Annotated in this window: 20 protein-coding genes; 15 read left to right on the forward strand and 5 right to left on the reverse strand. The window is 76.2% G+C overall.

All coding sequences use genetic code 11. The annotated features are described in order from the left end of the window. The first annotated feature begins 52 nt into the window (after positions 1–52). The 11 genes from LQ327_RS25475 (at position 53) to LQ327_RS25525 (ending at position 7672) form a co-directional block, all read left to right on the forward strand. Entirely contained in the window at positions 53–550 is a 498-nt protein-coding gene (locus LQ327_RS25475) for an Asp23/Gls24 family envelope stress response protein (RefSeq protein ID WP_230738602.1), read from the forward strand. Next, complete coding sequence (locus LQ327_RS25480) at positions 547–930, forward strand: hypothetical protein (protein ID WP_230738603.1); 384 nt, start codon at positions 547–549, stop codon at positions 928–930. Before LQ327_RS25475 ends, LQ327_RS25480 begins: the two co-directional genes overlap by 4 nt. A gap of 5 nt (positions 931–935) precedes the next feature. Continuing rightward, a complete protein-coding gene (locus tag LQ327_RS25485; RefSeq protein WP_230738604.1) occupies positions 936–1292 on the forward strand; it encodes a hypothetical protein in 357 nt (118 codons plus the stop codon). Positions 1293–1338: 46 nt separating this feature from the next. Continuing rightward, the gene (locus LQ327_RS25490; RefSeq protein WP_230738605.1) at positions 1339–1518 is read left to right on the forward strand and encodes a hypothetical protein; all 180 of its coding nucleotides are present in this window, start codon (positions 1339–1341) and stop codon (positions 1516–1518) included. Continuing rightward, positions 1515–1949: an Asp23/Gls24 family envelope stress response protein gene (locus LQ327_RS25495; RefSeq protein WP_230738606.1), complete on the forward strand. Its 435-nt coding sequence runs from the start codon at positions 1515–1517 to the stop codon at positions 1947–1949. Before LQ327_RS25490 ends, LQ327_RS25495 begins: the two co-directional genes overlap by 4 nt. An 8-nt stretch (positions 1950–1957) precedes the next feature. Further along, positions 1958–2491 (forward strand): DUF6286 domain-containing protein, encoded by a 534-nt coding sequence (locus LQ327_RS25500; protein WP_230738607.1) that lies wholly within the window; start codon positions 1958–1960, stop codon positions 2489–2491. Further along, positions 2488–3090 (forward strand): alkaline shock response membrane anchor protein AmaP, encoded by a 603-nt coding sequence (amaP, locus tag LQ327_RS25505; protein ID WP_230738608.1) that lies wholly within the window; start codon positions 2488–2490, stop codon positions 3088–3090. The genes LQ327_RS25500 and amaP overlap by 4 nt, the downstream gene beginning before the upstream one ends. A gap of 15 nt (positions 3091–3105) precedes the next feature. Then, entirely contained in the window at positions 3106–4176 is a 1071-nt protein-coding gene (locus tag LQ327_RS25510) for an ATP-dependent DNA ligase (protein WP_230738609.1), read from the forward strand. Between the two features lie 108 nt (positions 4177–4284). Beyond that, positions 4285–5880 (forward strand): alpha/beta hydrolase, encoded by a 1596-nt coding sequence (locus tag LQ327_RS25515; protein ID WP_230738610.1) that lies wholly within the window; start codon positions 4285–4287, stop codon positions 5878–5880. Positions 5881–5965: 85 nt separating this feature from the next. Beyond that, complete coding sequence (locus LQ327_RS25520; protein ID WP_308286376.1) at positions 5966–6943, forward strand: SDR family NAD(P)-dependent oxidoreductase; 978 nt, start codon at positions 5966–5968, stop codon at positions 6941–6943. Positions 6944–7120: 177 nt separating this feature from the next. Continuing rightward, positions 7121–7672 (forward strand): hypothetical protein, encoded by a 552-nt coding sequence (locus LQ327_RS25525; protein WP_230738611.1) that lies wholly within the window; start codon positions 7121–7123, stop codon positions 7670–7672. A gap of 22 nt (positions 7673–7694) precedes the next feature. Here LQ327_RS25525 and LQ327_RS25530 read toward each other — a convergent pair whose 3' ends face one another. Further along, on the reverse strand, positions 7695–8630 hold the full coding sequence (locus tag LQ327_RS25530) for an NADP-dependent oxidoreductase (RefSeq protein ID WP_230738612.1): 936 nt from the start codon (positions 8628–8630) through the stop codon (positions 7695–7697). A gap of 160 nt (positions 8631–8790) precedes the next feature. On the opposite strand from LQ327_RS25530, the gene LQ327_RS25535 reads away from it, so the two are divergent. Continuing rightward, positions 8791–8994: a hypothetical protein gene (locus tag LQ327_RS25535; RefSeq protein WP_230738613.1), complete on the forward strand. Its 204-nt coding sequence runs from the start codon at positions 8791–8793 to the stop codon at positions 8992–8994. Positions 8995–9051: 57 nt separating this feature from the next. Continuing rightward, positions 9052–9777, forward strand: coding sequence for a TetR family transcriptional regulator (locus LQ327_RS25540; protein ID WP_230738614.1), 726 nt, complete (start codon positions 9052–9054; stop codon positions 9775–9777). Here LQ327_RS25540 and LQ327_RS25545 read toward each other — a convergent pair. Both LQ327_RS25545 and LQ327_RS25550 read right to left on the reverse strand, forming a co-directional pair. After that, positions 9753–10814, reverse strand: a complete 1062-nt coding sequence (locus LQ327_RS25545) for a cation diffusion facilitator family transporter (protein WP_230738615.1) — start codon at positions 10812–10814, stop codon at positions 9753–9755. The two genes, LQ327_RS25540 and LQ327_RS25545, sit on opposite strands and share 25 nt — an antisense overlap. After that, positions 10811–11737 carry a DUF2127 domain-containing protein gene (locus LQ327_RS25550; protein ID WP_230738616.1) on the reverse strand — a complete coding sequence of 309 codons (927 nt, stop codon included), beginning with the start codon at positions 11735–11737 and terminating at the stop codon, positions 10811–10813. The genes LQ327_RS25545 and LQ327_RS25550 overlap by 4 nt, the downstream gene beginning before the upstream one ends. Positions 11738–11845: 108 nt before the next feature. Here LQ327_RS25550 and LQ327_RS25555 point away from each other — a divergent pair, with 108 nt between their 5' ends. Next, on the forward strand, positions 11846–13231 hold the full coding sequence (locus LQ327_RS25555; RefSeq protein ID WP_230738617.1) for a PQQ-dependent sugar dehydrogenase: 1386 nt from the start codon (positions 11846–11848) through the stop codon (positions 13229–13231). A 135-nt stretch (positions 13232–13366) separates the two neighbouring features. Here the strand turns inward: LQ327_RS25555 and LQ327_RS25560 are convergent, their stop codons facing one another. Together LQ327_RS25560 and LQ327_RS25565 are read right to left on the reverse strand one after the other, a co-directional pair. Beyond that, positions 13367–14488: a glycerate kinase gene (locus LQ327_RS25560; RefSeq protein WP_230738618.1), complete on the reverse strand. Its 1122-nt coding sequence runs from the start codon at positions 14486–14488 to the stop codon at positions 13367–13369. A gap of 421 nt (positions 14489–14909) precedes the next feature. Further along, positions 14910–17393: a CDP-alcohol phosphatidyltransferase family protein gene (locus LQ327_RS25565; protein ID WP_230738619.1), complete on the reverse strand. Its 2484-nt coding sequence runs from the start codon at positions 17391–17393 to the stop codon at positions 14910–14912. A gap of 76 nt (positions 17394–17469) precedes the next feature. On the opposite strand from LQ327_RS25565, the gene LQ327_RS25570 reads away from it, so the two are divergent. Further along, entirely contained in the window at positions 17470–18438 is a 969-nt protein-coding gene (locus LQ327_RS25570) for a zinc-dependent alcohol dehydrogenase (protein WP_372460756.1), read from the forward strand.

Genomic DNA, 18438 nt, shown 5'->3' on the forward strand with positions numbered 1-18438 from the left:
GATCGCGCCGCCCGGCACGCTGCCCCAGTCCCCCAGCGCAGAGGAGCGCTACATGACGACCGCGGACTCCCCCTCGACGTCGACGCCCACCCCCGCCGGTCCCCGGACCGGTGGCGGCGCCTCTCCGTCCCGCCTCGCCGACGACTCCGGCCAGGGCAAGACCACCATCGCCTCCGGCGTGGTGCAGAAGATCTCCGGCATCGCGGCCCGCGAGGTCTCGGGTGTGCACTCGATGGGCGGCGGCGTCTCGCGCGCCTTCGGCGCCATCCGGGAGCGCATCCCCGGCGGCACCGGCACCTCGCAGGCCGCGGGCGTGCAGGTGGAGGTCGGCGAGAAGCAGGCGGCGATCGACCTCGACATCATCGTCGAGTACGGCGCCGGCATCGTCGAGCTCGCCCGCGCCGTGCGCCGCAACGTCATCGGCGCCGTCGAGCAGATGACCGGCCTCGAGGTGATCGAGGTCAACATCGCGGTCAACGACATCCACATGCCGGGCGACGACGGCGACGACTCCGAGCCCGCGCCGGCTCCGTCCTCGCGCGTCGAGTGAGCGGCCCCGCGCCGGACGCTCCCGGGGCGATCCCCGCGTCGGCCCCGGGGGTGCGCGCCACCTCCCCGGGGGACGCGTCGTCCCCGGGCCGCGGGGCGCTGTCCGAGCGCGTCGCCGACGCCCTGCTCGCGCACCCCGACGTGGTGCGGCTCTCCGGCGGCCGGTTCGGGTCGATCGCGACCTACCTGCCGGGGCGCCGTCTGATCGGGGTCGCGCTCGGCGAGGGTGACGAGCCGGCGCGGATCGGCGTCGTCCTGCGCCTGGGCGCACCGGTGCCCGCGACCGCGGACGCCCTGCGCACCCTCGTCGGCGCCGAGACCGGGGCCGAGCGGGTCGACGTCGTCGTCACCGACGTCGAGCCCGCCGGCCCGACGCCGTGACCGCGGTGGACGACCGGGAGCACGGTCCGGACACGGGCCCGGCGGCGGACCCGGCCGCCGCGCGCTTCCGGGCGTTCGCCCGGCGCCACCACCCGGACGTCGGTGGGGACCCGGAGACCTTCCGGCTCGGTGTGGAGGCCTTCCGCGCCGGCCGGTCGCCCTTCGCCGCGGTGGGCGAGGTCGATCCGTCCGGAACCACGGAGGAGCCCGCGCCGCGGTGGACGGTCCCCGACGACGACCCGCGCCTGGACGCGCCGGTCGTCGCGGTCTCCGGCCACGTCGTGCCCCGCACCCTCCGTGCGGGCCGTCGGTGGCTCGGCCGCGGCCCGCTCCATCCCGTCCGTTCCCGCCGGGTGATCTGACCCGACGGCCCCGTCCCGCTTCTCGCTCTGCCTGGAGGTCCTTCCCATGAGCGCAACCACGGCCGGTCTGTTCGTCGGCCTCCTGCTCGGCATCGCCGCAGCAGTCGCCGGAGTCACCGGCTTCCTCATCGCCCTCCTCCTGGGGGTCATCGGCCTGATCGTCGGGCGGGTGCTCGACGGCGAGCTCGACCTCACCCAGTTCACCGGCCGCGGCCGCGACCGATGAGCGAACCCGCCAGCGACGCGACCACGCCGGTCCCGACCGCCACCGGCGCTGCGACCGCCGCGGCGTCCGAGGACGAGGCGGGCGAGCGCGGCACCCTCGCGATCTCCTTCTCGGTGGTGCGCCGCATCGCCGAGCACGCCGCGGACACCACCGAGGGCACCGTCCGCACCGAGCGGCGCCTGGTCGGGGTCGGCCTCGGCGAGGCCGGGGCGACCGCCAAGGTCTCCGGCTACGGCGACCAGGTCGACCTGCGCCTCGAGGTGCCGCTGGCCTACCCCGCGCCGATCGCGCTCACCGTGGACGCGGTCCGCGGCAACGTCCGCGAGCGCGTCCAGACGCTCACCGGCTACGCGGTGCGCGCGCTCGACGTCACCGTCTCGGCGCTCGCCGTCCCGGCCGGTCCCGCGGCCCCCACCCGACGGACGGAGTGAGGTCTCCCATGCGCTTCGTGCTGCGCCTGCTCTCCCCGGTGCTCGGCCTGCTGGTGGCAGCGGTCGGGCTCATCACGACGATCGAGGTCGTCACCGCGTGGGTCGCGCCCGCGTCCTCCCCGCTCGTCGTCCCGTGGCCGACCTGGCAGGCCGCCCTGCTCTCCTCGACGTGGTCCTCGCCGGTCGTGCGCGGCGTGGCCATCGGGGTCGGCGTGGTCGGGCTGCTCGTGCTGCTGGTGGCCCTCGTCGCCCGCCGCCACGACGTCCGTCTCACCGACCCGGTCCCCGAGGTCACGGTGACCACCTCGCCGCGATCGCTCGCCCGCGCCGTCGGGCACGAGGTCCGGTCGCACGCCGACGTGGTGTCCGCGTCGGTCGTCGCCTCGTCGAAGAAGGTCGTGATCAAGGCCGGGACCCTCGACGCCCCCGACGACGTCCGCGCCGGCGTCCGCGAACGGGTCGACGAGCTGCTCTCCCGCCTGCCGCTCGCGCGCCGCCCGCGCGTGTCGGTGTCCGTCGCCGCCACCAAGGGGGTCAAGTGAGTCGCCGATCCCGCGCCGCGGTCGCCCGTTCCACCGCCGCCGACCGCAGCCTGGTCGTCCTGTCCGGGCTGGTCCTGCTCGCCGCCGGCGTGCTGGTGGTCCTGCTCGGGATGGGGATCTTCGGGGTCTACCGGGCGCAGCGCCCGCTGATCGACCCGGACGTCACCGCCTGGATCGCCGCCAACGCGAACCTCACCCGCTGGATCGCGATCGTCGGCGGGATCGTCCTGCTGGTGGTGGGCCTGACGTGGGCGATCCGCTCGCTGCGGCCCGAGGCGCGCCCGGACGTGCTGCTCTCCGAGACCCCGGGGCAACGTCTGACGGTCGAGCACTCCGCGATCGCCGAGGCGGTGCGCAACGACGCGGAGGCGATCGACGGCGTGAGCCGGGCGCGGGTGCGCCTGGTCGGGACCGAGCGGCGGCCCGCGCTGCGGATGACGCTGTGGCTCGTCGAGGACGCCGACGTGCGCGACGTGTGGGCCGAGGTCGACGGCCGGGTCCTCGCCCGGGCCCGGCAGGCGTTCGCGGTCGACGCGCTGCCCACCGCGGTGCGCATCGAGCTCGACGCCGCCGCCACGAAGACCCCGCGCGTGCTCTGAGCCACACTGGTCGGTGTGGACCTGCCCGTCATGCCGCCGGTGCTCCCGATGCTGGCCAAGCCCGTGAAGACCATCCCGGACGGCCAGCGCTACGAACCCAAGTGGGACGGGTTCCGCGCGATCGTCTTCCGCGACGGCGACGAGATCGAGATCGGCAGCCGCAACACCAAGCCGATGACCCGCTACTTCCCCGAGGTCGTCGAGGCGCTGCGCGAGCACCTGCCGCCGCGCTGCGTGCTCGACGGCGAGATCATCGTCGCGGACCCCGACGGCCGCGGGCTCGACTTCGAGGCCCTGCAGCAGCGGATCCACCCGGCCGTCTCCCGGGTGAACCTGCTCGCGAAGGAGACGCCGGCGAGCGTCGTCGCGTTCGACCTGCTCGCCCTCGGCGACGACGACCTCACCTCCCGGCCGTTCGCCGAGCGCCGCGCGGCGCTGGAGGACGCGCTGGGCCCGGCCGGGCGCGCCCCGGTGCACGTCACCCCGATGACCTCGGAGCTCGACGAGGCCCGGGAGTGGTTCGTGCGCTTCGAGGGCGCGGGGCTGGACGGGCTGATCGCCAAGAAGCCCGACCTGCTCTACCAGGCGGACAAGCGGGTCATGAGCAAGATCAAGCACGAGCGGACGGCCGACTGCGTCGTCGCGGGCTACCGGGTGCACAAGTCGGGACCGGACGCGCTCGGGTCGCTGCTGCTCGGCCTGTACACCGCCGAGGGGTCGCTCGCGTCGGTCGGCGTGGTCGGGGCGTTCACCATGGCCCGGCGCAAGGAGCTGTTCGCCGAGCTGCAGCCGCTGGTGACGACGTTCGACGAGCACCCGTGGAACTGGGCCGCCCACGAGCAGGGCGACCGGACGCCGCGCAAGAACGAGACCAGCCGCTGGAACGCGGGCAAGGACCTCTCGTTCACCCCGCTGCGCCCCGAGCGGGTCGTCGAGGTCCGCTACGACTACCTCGAGGGCGAGCGCTTCCGGCACACCACCCAGTTCGTCCGCTGGCGGCCCGACCGGGACCCGGAGTCCTGCACGTACGACCAGCTCGAGCGCCCGGTGAGCTTCGACCTCGGCGAGATCCTGCCGACGGCCTGACCCGCGGCGCGGGGTCTCACCGGGGCGCGACCACCGGCGGGGCATCATGGGCCGGCCCCGACGATCACGAGAGGTCGCATCATCCCCGCTCCGCGCATCAGCACCCGGGTGCTCGTCGCGGCCGCCGTGCTGGCCGCCCTCGGGCTCTTCGCGGGGTGCGCCGTCGGCCCCAGTCAGCGGCCCCCGGTGGCCACGGTGAACAGTGACGAGCCGGCCACCGAGGCCCCGGCCGAGCCCGCCCCGGAGGCACCACCGCCCGCGCTGCCGCCCCTGACGCCCTCGAACCCGGCGCTCGACTTCACCGACTGCACCGGCCCGACGCTCGCCGGCCTCGGCGGCCGGGCCGCGCTCGGCGGCCGCGACGTACGGACCGGGTGCGCGACGGTGCCGGTGGGCGGCGGGTTCGCGTCGGGGTCGGCGTCGGCCGCCGAGGTCGACGTCACCCGCGTCACCATCGGTCCCGCCCCGGCCGGCCCGACGGTGCCGATCGCCGTCCTCGGCGACCCGGGGCGGCGCACCGGCACCGAGGCGGCCGTCCGGCTGGCCGCGCAGGGCCCGGCCGACCTGCTGGCCGGGCGCACCCTCTACGGGATCGACGTCCGCGGGAGCTCGGGCACCGCGGTCGACTGCATCACCCCCACCACCCGGGCCGCCCTCGACGACGCCGACCCGACCGCCGCGGATCCCGCCGCCCTCGGCCCGCTCTCGGCCGCCGCGGGCAGCGCCGCCAAGACCTGCTCGCAGCTGCTCGAGGACTCGGTCACCGACTTCTCCACCGCCACCGACGCCGACGACCTCGAGGCCGTCCGCCAGGCGCTCGGGGCCCCGCGGCTCAACGCGATCGGGCTGGGCGGCGGCGCGGCCACGCTCGCCGCCTGGGCGCAGTCGCACACCGGCGCGCAGGGCCGCCTCGTGCTCGACGCGCTGCCCGACCCCACCGCGGTGGACCCGGCCCGTTCCGACGCGCGCGCCGCCGCCGCCCGGTCGGCCCTCGACGCCTTCGCCACCCAGTGCGTGGCGGCCGGGAACTGCCCGCTCGGACCGGACCCGCGCGGCGCCGTCACCGACCTCGTCACGCGGCTGCGCGCGGCTCCCCTGCCCGCCTCACCGACCGCGACCGGACCCGTCCCCGGCCGCACCGTCACCGCCGGGACCCTCGTGACCGTCCTGGTCGACCGGCTCGCCGACCCGGAGTCCTGGCCCGCCCTCGAGTCCGCGCTCGCCACGGCCCGGGCGGGCGACCCCGCCGGGATCCTCGGGCTCGCGGAGGCCCGCGAGGGCACCGGACCCGACGACGCCGGGTACGACCTCGGGCTGGTGCAGACCTGCAACGACGACCCCGCCCGCCAGACCGTCGACCAGGTCGGCGCGGCGGTGCGCCGGGCCGCGGCCGGCGACCCGGTGTTCGGCGGCTGGTTCGCGCAGCGGGCCCTGGAGTGCTCCTCGTGGCCGGTCCCCACCAGCGCCCCCGCCCCGCTCGCCGGCACCCCGACGCCCTCGCTGCTGCTCGGGACCGCCTCGGACCCGGCGGTGCCGCTGTCCGAGAGCCAGCGGGTGGCCGCGGGCATGCAGGGCTCGGTGCTGGTGTCCTGGCTGGGCGCCGGGCACGGGGCCTACCCGGCGACGCCGTGCATCTCCGGCGTGGTCGACGACTTCCTGGTCGGCGGCACGATCCCCCGGGAGGAGACGGTCTGCCCGCCGTGAGGACGGCCGGTCCCGATCGGGTCGCACCGCGCGACATGATGATCATCAGCGTGCCGGGCGGCGGCACCGCCCGTACGCTGCCCGCGTGCCGCTGCCGCGCCTGCTCGACGCCGCGCTCGACCGCCTCGTGGTCCCGGGCTACTCCCGCCTGGGCTTCCTCGCCCGGTCGGCGGGCTGGTCCCGCCTGCCCCGCGAGGCCCTGACGGGCCGGACGATCGCGGTCACCGGCTCCAGCGGGGGGCTCGGCGAGGCGACCGTGGCCGGGCTGGTCGAGCTCGGCGCCGCGGTCGAGATGCTGGTGCGCGACCGCGCCCGCGGCGAGGCCGCCCGGGACCGGGTGCTCGCGGCGCACCCGGACGCCCGCATCACGGTGGCGGTCTGCGACCTGGCCGACCTCGACGACGTCCGGCGCTACGCCTCCGACGCGCGGGACCGGCTGATCGCGCTGCACGGCCTGGTGCACAACGCGGGCGTGCTGCCCGAGGCCCGCACCGAGACCGCCGGGGGCCACGAGCTGTGCCTGGCCACCCACGTCCTCGGCCCGTTCCTGCTCACCCGCGAGCTGCTGCCGCTGCTGCGGGCCGGCTCGCCGCCCGACCGCCCCGGGAGCCCCGCGCGCGTGGTCTTCGTGTCCTCGGGCGGGATGTACACCGCCTCGCTGCGCACCGACGACCCGGAGTTCCGCGAGGGGAAGTTCTCGGGCGGGGCCGCGTACGCGCGCACCAAGCGGATGCAGGTGGTCCTGGCCGAACTGCTCGCCGACGACCTCGCGGGCGCGGGCGTCGCGGTTCACAGCATGCACCCGGGCTGGGCCGACACCCCCGGCGTCGCCGGGTCGCTGCCCGCGTTCCGCCGGATCACCGGGCCGCTGCTGCGCTCCGTCGACCAGGGGGCCGACACCGCCGTCTGGCTGCAGGCCGCCCGCGAGCCCGGCCAGTGCAGCGGGGTGTTCTGGCACGACCGGGTGCCCCGGCCGACCCACTACCTGCCCGGCGGCGAGGAGGCTCCCGAGGCGCGGGCGGGACTGTGGGCGCTGTGCGTCGACGCGGTCGGCCCGACCTGACACCCCTCCCGGCACCCCGGCCCGCTGACCTGGTCCGGGAGCGAACGACCCTCGTCCGGTACCTCTGATCGGGGTACGGTCCCGGGTCCGGATAACGCCGGACGGGCGCCGACCGATGCGACGGGTGAACACCCCCGCGACGGCGCGGGGACCGGGTGCCTCGGGGGCGAGAAGATGATGGGTCAGGAGACGGAGACCGCGGGCGGAGCCACGGCGGGCGGGCGGCCGGGACCGGCCGGGCCGGTCGCGCCGATGACCCCGCCCGGCGGACACCGCCCCCCGACGGGTGGCTTCCCCGCCGGCCCGCGATCGCCCTACGCCCAGCACCCGTACGGCGGCCCGGCCCAGTACCCCGCCGCCCGGCCCTACCCCGGCCCGTACGTGCCCGGCCCGCGTCCCACCCCGACCGGCCCCCACGGCGCGGTCAACGCGGGGCCCTACTCCTGGGACCCCGCGAACGACGTCGACGACCCGCGGCGCCCGGGCAATGCCGCGGCGGCCTCCTCGGTCATCCTCGGCCTGCTCGCGCTGCTGATCAGCTTCCGCCCGCTGGCGTTCGGCTCGATGGTCATGGCCTGGGACACCTACGTGGCCCTGGGCGTCGCGGTGGTGGCCCTCGTCGTCGGCGGGGTCGCCCTGCGCACCCCGGTCCGCCGCCCGGTCGCCGTCGTCGGGATGACCCTCTCGGTGCTGGCGCTGCTGGTCGTGGCGGTCCTGCCCACGATCTGACCCCGGGCGCGCCCCCGCCGGCTCAGAACGTGATGACCAGCCGGCCGCGCACCCCGCCCGCCTCGAGCCGGGCGTGGGCCTCGCCCGCCCGGTCGGCCGGGATCGCGTCGGCGACCCGCAGCGTGATCTCGTCCTTCTCGGCCTGCTCGCGCAGCCGGTCGAGCGCTGCGTGGTTCTCGGCGTAGTCGCGGACCACGACCGGGTGCCAGGTGATGCCGCGCCCGCTGCCGCCGTCGGGACCCCGGTACCCGCGGACGGTCGCGACCCGGCCGCCGTCGGCGAGCGCCGGCACGAGCTCCTCCCCCTGGAGGCTGCCGTCGGCGATCCCCGCGACTCCCTCCGGGACGGCCTCGCGGATCCGGTCGGCGACGTCGTCGCCGCGACGCACCACGACGTCCGCGCCCAGCCCGCGCACCAGGTCCTCGTCGGCCGCCGACGCGTCCGCGAGGACCCGCAGCCCGTCGGCGTGCGCGAGCTGCACCACGTAGCCGCCGAACGCCCCCGCCGCCCCGGTGACGGCGATCGTCGCGCCCGCGGGCAGGGCGAGGAGGTCCAGCGCCAGCCGCGCGGTGAGACCGTTCATCGGCAGGGTGGCCGCCTCGACGAGTGACGCCCCGGTGGGCGCGGCCGCGACCGACCCGGCCGGTAGCGCGATCCGCGAGGAGTACCCGCCGTGCGACCCGGACGGCACGACGATGCCCATGACGCGGTCGCCGACCGCCAGGCCCGAGCTCGCGGTGTCCTCGCCGAGCGCCGCGACCGTGCCGGCGACGTCCATGCCCGGCACGTAGGGCGGCGGGAACCGGCGCAGGCTCTCCGCCCGTGCCCCGTTGCGGGTGTACGTGTCGGTGGGGCTGACCGCCGCGGCGGCGACGTCCACCAGCACCTGACCGGGCCCGGGAACCGGGTCGGGCAGCTCGACGACCTCGAGGGCCTCGGGCGCTCCGAACTCCGTCACTCCGACTGCGCGCATGCCGGGGGCAACGCCGCCACCCCGAGCCGATCTTCCCCGCCGTCGTGACCGTGCTCCCCGGACCGGGCGAACCTGGCATCCCGACCAGGTGAGTCGCCGGAGCGGCGCTGGGAGGGCGCAGGCGGGGGCTGTCACCGTCGCGCCCATGTCGTCCGCGTCCTCCGCGCCGCCCCGCCCGACCTCGGTCACGCCGATCTTCGACGCGGTGGACCAGTGGTGGCGCGACGGCGGCGACGACCCGCTGCCGTGCACGATGCTGTCCTTCGCGGGCTCGACGCGCGACCCCCGGCGGCCGGTGCGGGTGCCCGCCTCCGCCGCCGGACCGCGGCATCTCCTCGGGCGCTCGTGACCCCTCTGAGGCGGCGTGCGCCCCGACCATGATCATCCGGAGTCGTACGATGTGGGGGTGACGCCCTCCGTCACGCCGCTCCCGGCGTCCGCGCTCCTGGCCCCGGTGTCGCGCTGGGCCGACGACGAGGTCCGGGAGCGCACCCGGCGGACCCGTCGGCGGCTGCTGCTCGCGGCGGCCGGGCTGTTCGACGAGGCCGGCTACCGCGGCGCCTCGCTCTCGGACATCCTCGCCGCCGCCGGGCTCACCAAGGGAGCGCTGTACTTCCACTTCCGCTCCAAGTACGCGCTCGCCGAGGCGCTGCTCACCGAGGTGGAGCGGTCGTGGGAGGCCGTCGTCCGCGAGATCGCCGGGCGGGGCCTCGACCCGCTGTGGCGGCTGCTCGTGGAGACCGACTCCTACGTGGCGCGCTGGATGTACGACCCCGTCGTCCGCGGGGCCAGCCGGTCCCTGGACGACCCGGAACTGCTCGCGCTGCGGACCCGCTGGTTCGGCGGCTGGGAGACCGCGACGATCGAGCGGCTCACCGAGGCGTCGGCGGCGGGCCTGCTCGCCGCCGAGGTCGACCCGCGGCGGGCGGGTCGCGCGGTCGTCGCCGTGGCGACCGGCAACTACGCGCTCGCCGTCGGGCCGGACGACCTGTGGGCGCGGATGACCGAGTCGTGGGAGGGCCTGCTGCCGATCATGGCGCCGCAGGCGTGGCGGGAGGGGTGGGCGGCGTCGCCGTGGCGCGACCGGCCCGGGCCCGACCCGGAGGCCTACCGGCTCGCGCGCGAACCCTGACCGCTGCGCCCGTCGTGCTCCGCCTGCCAGCGCGAGAGCGTGTCGCCGTAGCGCTCCAGCACGGCCTCCCGCACGTCCGGGTCGTTGCGCGGCACCGGCTCGATGAAGATCTCGTCGAGGTCGGGCAGGACCTCGCGCAACTCGTCGTCGAGGCGGACGCAGGCGCGCTCGAGGTCCGCCGCGGTGAGGGTGTCGACGAAGTCCACGCGGGCGCAGAGCAGGACCGAGTCGGTGCCGGTGACCATGGTCTGGATGTCGACGACCTGGTCGACCTCGGGCGCGTCGGCGATGTGGTCGAACGCGTCGTGGACCAGGTCCTGGCCGGCGGTCCGCCCGATGAGCAGCGAGCGGTTGGTCCGGCCGAGGATGAAGGCCACGAGTGCCAGCAGCACCCCGATGAGCAGGGACGCGATCCCGTCCCACACGCCCGACCCGGTGAGCTGGTGCAGCCCCACCCCGAGCGCGGCGAGGGCCAGGCCGATCAGCGCCGCGGAGTCCTCGAAGAAGACGCTCTTCACCGTCGGGTCGTCGGACAGCCGCAGGTAGCGCATGAACGGGGTCCCGGCGGCCCGGCTCTCGCTGCGCACCTGCCGCAGGGCCTGCCGCCAGGACGTCCCCTCGATGAGCGCGGAGAGGGCGAGCACGCCGTAGGCGACCCAGGCCAGGGTCTGCTCGTTCTCGCCGGAGACGATCGACGCGACGCCCTCGTACACCGAGAACGTGGCCCCGGTGACGAACACCGAGACCGCGGCGATGAGCGCCCAGAAGAAGCGCTCCTTGCCGTAGCCGAACGGGTGGAACCGGTCCGCGGGCCGCGACGACCGGTTCAGCGCGGTGAGCAGCAGCCCCTCGGTGGCGGTGTCGGCGACCGAGTGCGCGGCCTCCGCGAGCATGGCCGACGAGCCGGTGAGCAGGCCCGCGACGAGCTTGAGCACGCCGACCCCGACGTTCGAGGCCAGCGCGAGCAGGACGGTGAGCGTGCTCCCGCCGCCCGCGTCGTCCGGCTCCTCGGCGGCGGCTCCGGCGTCCGCGGTCACTGCGCGCCGGGTGCGGTGCGGACGAGGGCGTCCCAGCCCTGGTCGCGGGCCCGGGCGGCTTCCTCGGCGGCTCCTCCCCCGCGCAGCCCGAACAACCGCTTGGCGAACAGCAGGTACGCGACGACGGCGAGGTTGATGATCAGCGCGAGGATCTTGAAGACCGTGACCTTCCCGGTGAGCTCGTAGATCTCCGGGATCAGCAGCACCGCGGTGGCGACGAGCGTGAGGTACTCCGCCCAGCGCCGCGCACCCCACAGCCCGACGGCCTCCACGCCCTCCAGCAGCGCGTAGGCGGCGACGACGACGCCGATGAGCAGGACCGTCGTCGCGCTCGCCGAGAACGCCCGGGTGAGCTCACCGACCACCCCGTCGTCGCCGTCGCCGATGCCCACGGTGTCGCGCAGCGTCCCGAGCACCGCGAAGAACGGGGTGCGCAGCACGTCGCGGTCGGCCAGGAAGACGAACACCGCGGCCGCGACGAGCGCCAGGCCCACGAAGTGGATCACCCGGTCGATCGCGATGAGCCGCAGCACGAACCGGTCGCGCAGGGCCCGGCCCCGCAGCGGCAGCTCGACCTCGGCCCGGGCCGGCAGCCGGTCGCGGGTCGGGGCGGACGGGGCGGGCAGCGGGACCCAGGAGTCGCAGCGCAGGCAGCGGTGCCACCGCAGCGCCGTCGTCCCCTCCTCGTGGGCGTCCTCCCGGACGACGATCGCCGGGTCGAACCCGTCGTCGTCGGAGGAGAGGGTGGCCGCGTCGGTGCCGAGCAGCGCGTGCCCGCGCAGCCCGCAGGTGATCAGCTCGTAGTGGAACCGGGGACGGAAGCGGGCGGGCGCGACGGTCCCCGGCGGGCGGTCCGGGCCGCCCGGCGTGCCGTCGCGCGGGGCGTCGGTCCCCGGGTTCGTGGTCGGGGTCGTGCTCGTCATGGTGCCTCCTCCCGGTCCGGTGATCGTACGAGCGTCCGGCCCGACGGCGTGCGGACCGGCCACCCCGAGTGGTGGACGTCGGCGACGACCGCCACGCTGGGGGCCGCCATGACCACACCGCCCCGCATGCGCCCCGCTCCCCGTCTCCTCCTCGCCGGGATGGCGACGCTCCTGCTCCTCGCCGCCGCGTGCTCGTCGTCGGGCGACGGACCACCGGCCGCGAACGCCGGGACGACCTCGACCGCCGCCGCGTCCGGGGCCGACACCGCCGGCCTGGTGTCGACGCCGCTGCAGGTCGGGAACGGCCTCGGGGACGCGCCGCTGGACAGCCCGCGCTCGGTGATGGTGCCGGCCGGGTGGACCGCCTCGGTGTGGGCGCGGGTACCGAGCGCACGTCTCGAGGCGTGGGCCCCGGACGGTTCGCTGTTGGTCTCCCAGACCGGCAACGGCGACGTGGCGCGGCTGGTGCCGGGCGCGAACGGCGCGCCGCCCACGCAGACGACGCTGCTCTCCGGGCTCAACCAGCCGCACGGGCTCGCGTTCGACGGCTCGACGCTCTACGTCGCGGAGAGCAACCAGGTGTCGGCCTACCGGTACGGCGGTGGTCAGGCGACCGCCCCGCGCGTCGTCGTCCCGAACCTGCCGGACGCCAAGGGCGCGGGCCTCGGCGGCGCCTACGCGCACGCGCTCAAGACGGTGATCGTCGGGCCGGACAAGTCGCTCTACATCTCGATCGGCTCCACTGCGAACATCTCGCCGCAGGACCGCGACGCGAACCCGCAGCGGGCGACGATCATGCGGGTCCCGCCGGGCGGCGGCGCGCCGGAGGTCTTCACCCGGGGCGTCCGCAACGGTACCGGCCTCGCCGTCGCCCCCGACGGGAAGATCTGGACCGCGGTGAACAACCGCGACAACATCCAGTTCCCGTACCACCAGCCCTACGGCGGGGACGGTGACGCGTTCGGCCAGGTGATCCCGGAGTACGTGAACGACCACCCGCCGGAGGAGCTGGCCGCGCTCACCCCGGGCCGTGACCTCGGGTGGCCGTACTGCAACCCGGAGCCGGACACCCAGCCCGGCGCACCCCTGTCGCCGCTCAAGCACGCCGACCTGGCGTTCACCCGCGACGTGGAGACCAACGCCGACGGCTCGAAGCTCGACTGCTCGACGCTCGCCCCGATCGAGCAGACCTTCGGGGCGCACTCGGCGCCGCTGGGCCTGACGTTCGCTAACCTCCCGGGGCTGGGCGAGGGCGCGGTCGCCGGGGTGCACGGCTCCTGGAACCGGACCTCGCCGCGGGCGCCGGAGGTGTCCTTCTTCAGCTGGGCGAACGGTCGGATGGGCGACCAGAAGACGATCGTCGGCGGCTTCCAGGCCCCCGACGGCTCCCGCTGGGGCCGCCCGGTCGCGGCGGTGCCCGGGCCGGACGGCGCGCTCTACGTGAGCGACGACCAGGCGAACGCGATCTACCGGGTGGCGCCGCCCGGGAAGTGATCGTTCCTCGGGTCCGCTGCTGGGGCTCACCTCCCCGAGAGGCCCTCCCCGAGAGGCCCTCCCCCGAGACGCACGAACGGGCGGTTCGTCACTCTTGATGGTGACGAACGCGCCGTTCGTCCGTTCCGGGGGCGATCAGCTGGGTCGGTCCGGCAGCGGGACCGTCGCCGCGAGGCGCTCGAGGAGTTCCGCGGCGTGCTCCTGGCTGCGGCGCAGGTCGGGCTCGAGGTCGGCGAGGGCGGCCGCACCACCGATGCCGGCCGTCGCGAGCTCGTCCGGGCCCAGGGCGACGGAGCCGGCGAGGGCGAGCACCGGGACCCCGGCCGCAGCCGCCCGTGCGGCTACTCCCGCAGGCCCTTTGCCGCGCAGGGTCTGGGCGTCCAGGCGTCCCTCGCCGGTGACGACGAGGTCGGCGCCGGCGAGGCGGTCGTCGAACCCGAGGAGCTCTGCAACGAGGTCGAACCCCGGGCGCAGCCGCGCGTCGAGCAGGGTCAGCACCCCGTACCCGACCCCGCCGGCCGCCCCGGCGCCCGGTTCGTCCTCCCGGCCGGTGGTGCCGGTGGCGGTGCCGAGCACCCGCGCCCACGAGGCGAGGGCGGCGTCCAGGCGGGCGACGGCGTCGTCGTCGGCGCCCTTCTGCGGGCCGTAGACGGCGGCGGCGCCGTGCGGGCCGAGCAGCGGGTTGTCGACGTCGCAGGCGACCTCGACCGTGGTGCCGGGCGGGACGGCGAGGCCCGCGAGGTCGACGGTCGCGACGCTCGCGAGGGCTCCGCCGCCGACGCCGGGCGGCAGGACGGTGCCGTCGGCGGTGCGCAGCACGGCGCCGAGGGCCTGGGCCAGGCCGGCGCCGCCGTCGGTGGACGCGCTGCCGCCCAGCCCGAGCACGATCCGGTCCGCCCCGTCGTCGAGGGCCGCGCGCACGACCTCACCGAGCCCGAGCGTGGTGGCGTCCTCGGCGCGCAGCACTCCGTCGGGCAGGCGCACGAGTCCGCAGACGTCGGCGAGCTCGACGACCGCGGTCTCCCCCGAGCGCGCCCACGCGGTGTCGACGGGGCGGCCGGTCGGGCCGCTCGCGGTGATCGGGCGTCGGGTGAACCCGGCGGCGACCGCGGCGTCGACGGTGCCGTCACCGCCGTCGGCGATGGGGCACGTCTCGGTGTCGAGGCCGCGGCCGGCCAGGCCCCGCACGATCGCGGCGGCCACCTCGGCCGCCGTCAGCGAGCCCTTGAACTTGTCCGGAGCCACGAGGACGCGCATGGCGCGGAGCGTGCCGGGGCGGCGACAGCGCGTCGAGCCCGGGACTCCGAGTGGTCGAGTGCTCACACTCCGGGCGGGCGCCGCGTGTCACACGTTAGGCTGACGACAGCGCCCGGTCCGGCCGCCGTCGGGGGACGGCCGGTTCGGGCGTTTCGTGTGTCTCGCGCATCCCGGGTCCGGAACCGGGGCCGGACATGAAGGAACCCGGGCCGTCAGGTCGGGGGTCTGACGGCACCGGGTTCATCGGGGATGTCGTCCGGGCCCCTCCTAGGCGTTATCTGATCCTATTGTGACGCCGGTCACACGTGCTCACGCGCTTCTCCGCGCCCTCCCCGACCAGGGGCACTGCACGCATGCGCGCCGGGCTCGGCGGCTGCCTGACGTACTCCTGATCAAGCCGCCGGCGGCCGAGCGCGAACGATCACGGGCCGGAGAACGCCTGCAGGAAGCGGTCCCGGAACGCCTCCATCGGCCAGGTCGGGGCGGTCGGGGGCGGCCGGAGTCCGTCGGTCCAGCCCCAGCTCGCCGTCCGCGCGAGCACCGCAGGATCCCGGGAGATGATCGACATCGGCACGTCGCGCCCCGCACCGGGTCCGGTGACGAGCGGGGCGGGCTGGTGGTCGCCGACGGCGATCACGACGAGGTTCGGGTCGTTCGAGCGCTGCACCCACGAGGTCAGGGCGTCCATCGTGTACGCGATCGACTGCGCGTACCCGGCGCGGGCCTGGGACTCCGCCGTGCTGCCGGGGGGTTCCGGCGGGTTGGGGAGCTGGCCGTCGAACACCGAGCCGTCGCCGAGCTGGTCCCACCCGATCATGTGCGGCAGCGGTTGCCAGGGCGCGTGGCTGGAGACGAGGTCGATCTCGGCCATCATCGGCGGGCGGGGAGCGGGCTTGTCGAGCTCGAGCTGGTCGAAGCGGTCGAGCACGAACTGGTCGGGCATGGACGCCCAGCCGAACGACGGGCCGCGGTACCCGAGCTGGCGCACGTTGTACGCCCGGTCGTAGCCGTAGAAGGCGCCCTCGGGCCACGGGCGCGTGGTGCCCGGCTGCATCGCGACGGTGTCCCACCCGGCCCGGCGGAACGCGGCGGAGAGCGTGAACCGGGTGCTGGAGGTGAGCGTGAGGTAACGCTGCTCGTTGTCGACGTGGAGCCCGGAGAGCAGCGTCGCGTGCGCGAGCCAGCTCCCGCTGCCCACCACCGACGACGACAGGAACCCGCTGCGGGCGCCCCAGCCGGCAGCCGGGAGGTCCCGGTCGGCGCGGTCGAGCACCGGGGTCACCGTCGGCGCCAGGCCGGGATCGGTGAGCGCCGCGCGGCCGTAGCTCTCGACGATCGCCAGGACGACGTCCTTGCCGCGCAGTGCGGTGAGCAGGTCGGGCGCGGGGACCCCGGACCACGCGTCGGCGCGGGACTGCGCGGCGAACGCGTCGGCGTCGCGCAGCGAGGTGAGGGTGATGTGGGCGCGGACGGTCGCGCCCGCTGCCGTGCTGGCGGCCGCGAGCGGGACGCCCGGCGCGATCGTCGTCCCGGCCACCACCGCCACCAGCCACACCGCGCCGAGCACGCCGAGCGCCCGCAGCACGACCCGGCGGTGGACATCGGCCCGGGTCACGACACGGCGCGCGGCCAGGGCGGCTCCGCCGAGGAGCACGACGCCGAGCACGACGGCGGCGACGATCGCCCCGATCTCCGCCGCCCGACCGTAGGTGCTGGCGACGAACTCGACGCCGTCGGCGACGAGCGCCCGGTCGAGGACCGGGTCGAACGGGCGGGCGAGGACGGTCGCGAACCCGACGTCGAACGCGGTCAGCACCGCCCAGGCCCCCAGCAGCGCCCCCGCGACGAGGGCCACCGGGACGCGGACCCGGCGGGGCAGGAGCAGCAGCAGCGCGAGCCCGGCCACTCCCTCGATCGGCAGCCGCAGGTACACCTCGGGGATCACCGCGCCCGGGTCCTGCGGCGCCACCAGCACCGCACCGAGGACCAGCACGGCGACGACGGTGAGCGTGGCGCCGAGCGCCCGCCGCCATCCCGGTCGCGTCGGCCCGGCCGCACCCCGCTCGCCGTCGTCGTCGGGCGTCTCGCCGGCCGCACCGCGCTCGCCGTCCGAGTCACCCCCCGCACGAGGGGAACCCTCGTCCTCGTAGAACGACGCGATCCTCCCCTCGCGCGGCACCGCACCCGGACGATGCCGGGCCAGCCAGACCACCGAGACCCCGAACGACCACACCAGCGCGGCCAGGGCCACCGCGACGAGGACCGTCGAGGCCACGCGCGGCAGAACGTCAGCCGCCGCGACCACGAGCGCCACGCCCTGCACCGCCGCGACGACCTTCGCCGAGCGCCGGACCGGCAACGACCCCCGCAGCCACGGCAGCACCCAGCCGGCGGCGACGAAGGCGTAGCGCATCCCGCCGACCGCGAGGACCCAGACGCCCAGGTCGCCGGCGACCTGGACCGAGAGCACGGCCAGCAGCGCCGCGTCGAGCTCGGAGTCGAACCGTGCGCCGAGCTCGCTGACCGTCCGGGTCCGGCGGGCGACCTGCCCGTCGACCGCGTCGAGCAGCAGCGCGGCGACCGTCAGCGCGACCAGCGTCGTCGTCGGCGCCGGGCGGGAGCCCGCGATCTCCTGGACGACCAGCCCGGCGACCCCGCCGACCAGGACCGCCCGCAACGCCGTGACGCTGCCCGCGGGGCCGAGCGTCGACGCGCCCGCCTGCCGGGCCGCCCGGGTGACGAGCGCCGCGGTGAGCGCCAGGAACGTCCCGCCCCCGAGCCAGCCCGCGGTCCGCAGCCCGGCGAACACCGTGAGCAGCGCGAACAGGCCGACCGCGACGACGGCGGCCACGGCCACGGTCGCCACGACCGAGGGACGGACGAGCATCGCGGCGGGTCGGGGCATCCACCTATCGTCACCCGGACGCATGACGGATCGACACTCACCCCGCGCTCGGCGCGGCAACACGGAGGAGCTCACCCTGGATCGGACCGCGCTCGCCTACCGGGTCCTCGAGCCGGGACACGGCGCCGTCGTCGAGGTGGAGGTCCCCGAACCGGGACCCGACGACGTCGTCGTCCGCACCCGGCACTCGGCCGTCAGCCGGGGCACCGAGCTGCTGGTGCTCCGCGGCGGGGTGCCGCCGAGCCAGTACGGGGTGATGCGGGCGCCGTTCCAGGTCGGCGAGTTCCCCGGACCGGTGACCTACGGCTACCTCGCGGTCGGCGCCGTCGAGCAGGGGCCGGCCGAGCTGCGCGGTCGCGACGTGTTCTGCCTCCACCCGCACCAGACCCGGTTCGTGGTCCCCACGTCGGCCGTCAGTCCGGTCCCGGACGACGTCCCGGCGACGCGGGCCGTGCTCGCGGGCACCGTCGAGACCGCGGTGAACGCGCTCTGGGACGCCGCGCCGCGGGTCGGTGACCGGATCGCGGTGGTGGGCGGCGGGATGGTCGGGTGCGCGGTGGCGGCACTGCTCGCGCCGATGCCCGGGGTGCGGGTCGAGCTGGTCGACGTCGACCCGGCGCGGGCGGCGGTGGCGGACGCGCTCGGCGTCGGCTTCGCCCGGCCCGACGACGCCGCGGGCGGCTGCGACCTGGTGGTCCACGCCAGCGCGACGGAGGCCGGGCTCGCCCGCTCGCTGGAGCTGCTCGGCGTCGAGGGCGAGGTGATCGAGCTGTCCTGGTACGGCGACCGCGCGCCGCGGGTGCCGCTCGGCGAGGGCTTCCATCCCGGTCGGCTCGCGATCCGGGGGAGTCAGGTGGGGCGGGTGTCGCCGGCGCGCCAGGCCCGTTGGACCTACGCCGACCGGATGGCGCTCGCTCTGCGGCTGCTCGCCGACGACCGGTTCGAGGCGCTGATCACCGAGGTGGTCGCGTTCGGGACGCTGCCGGAGACGATGACGCGGCTGGCGGCCGGTACGCCGGGCCTCGGTGTGCGCGTCGACTACTGA

Origin of the sequence: Actinomycetospora endophytica (genome assembly GCF_021026375.1) — a bacterium.
Lineage (GTDB): Bacteria > Actinomycetota > Actinomycetes > Mycobacteriales > Pseudonocardiaceae > Actinomycetospora > Actinomycetospora endophytica.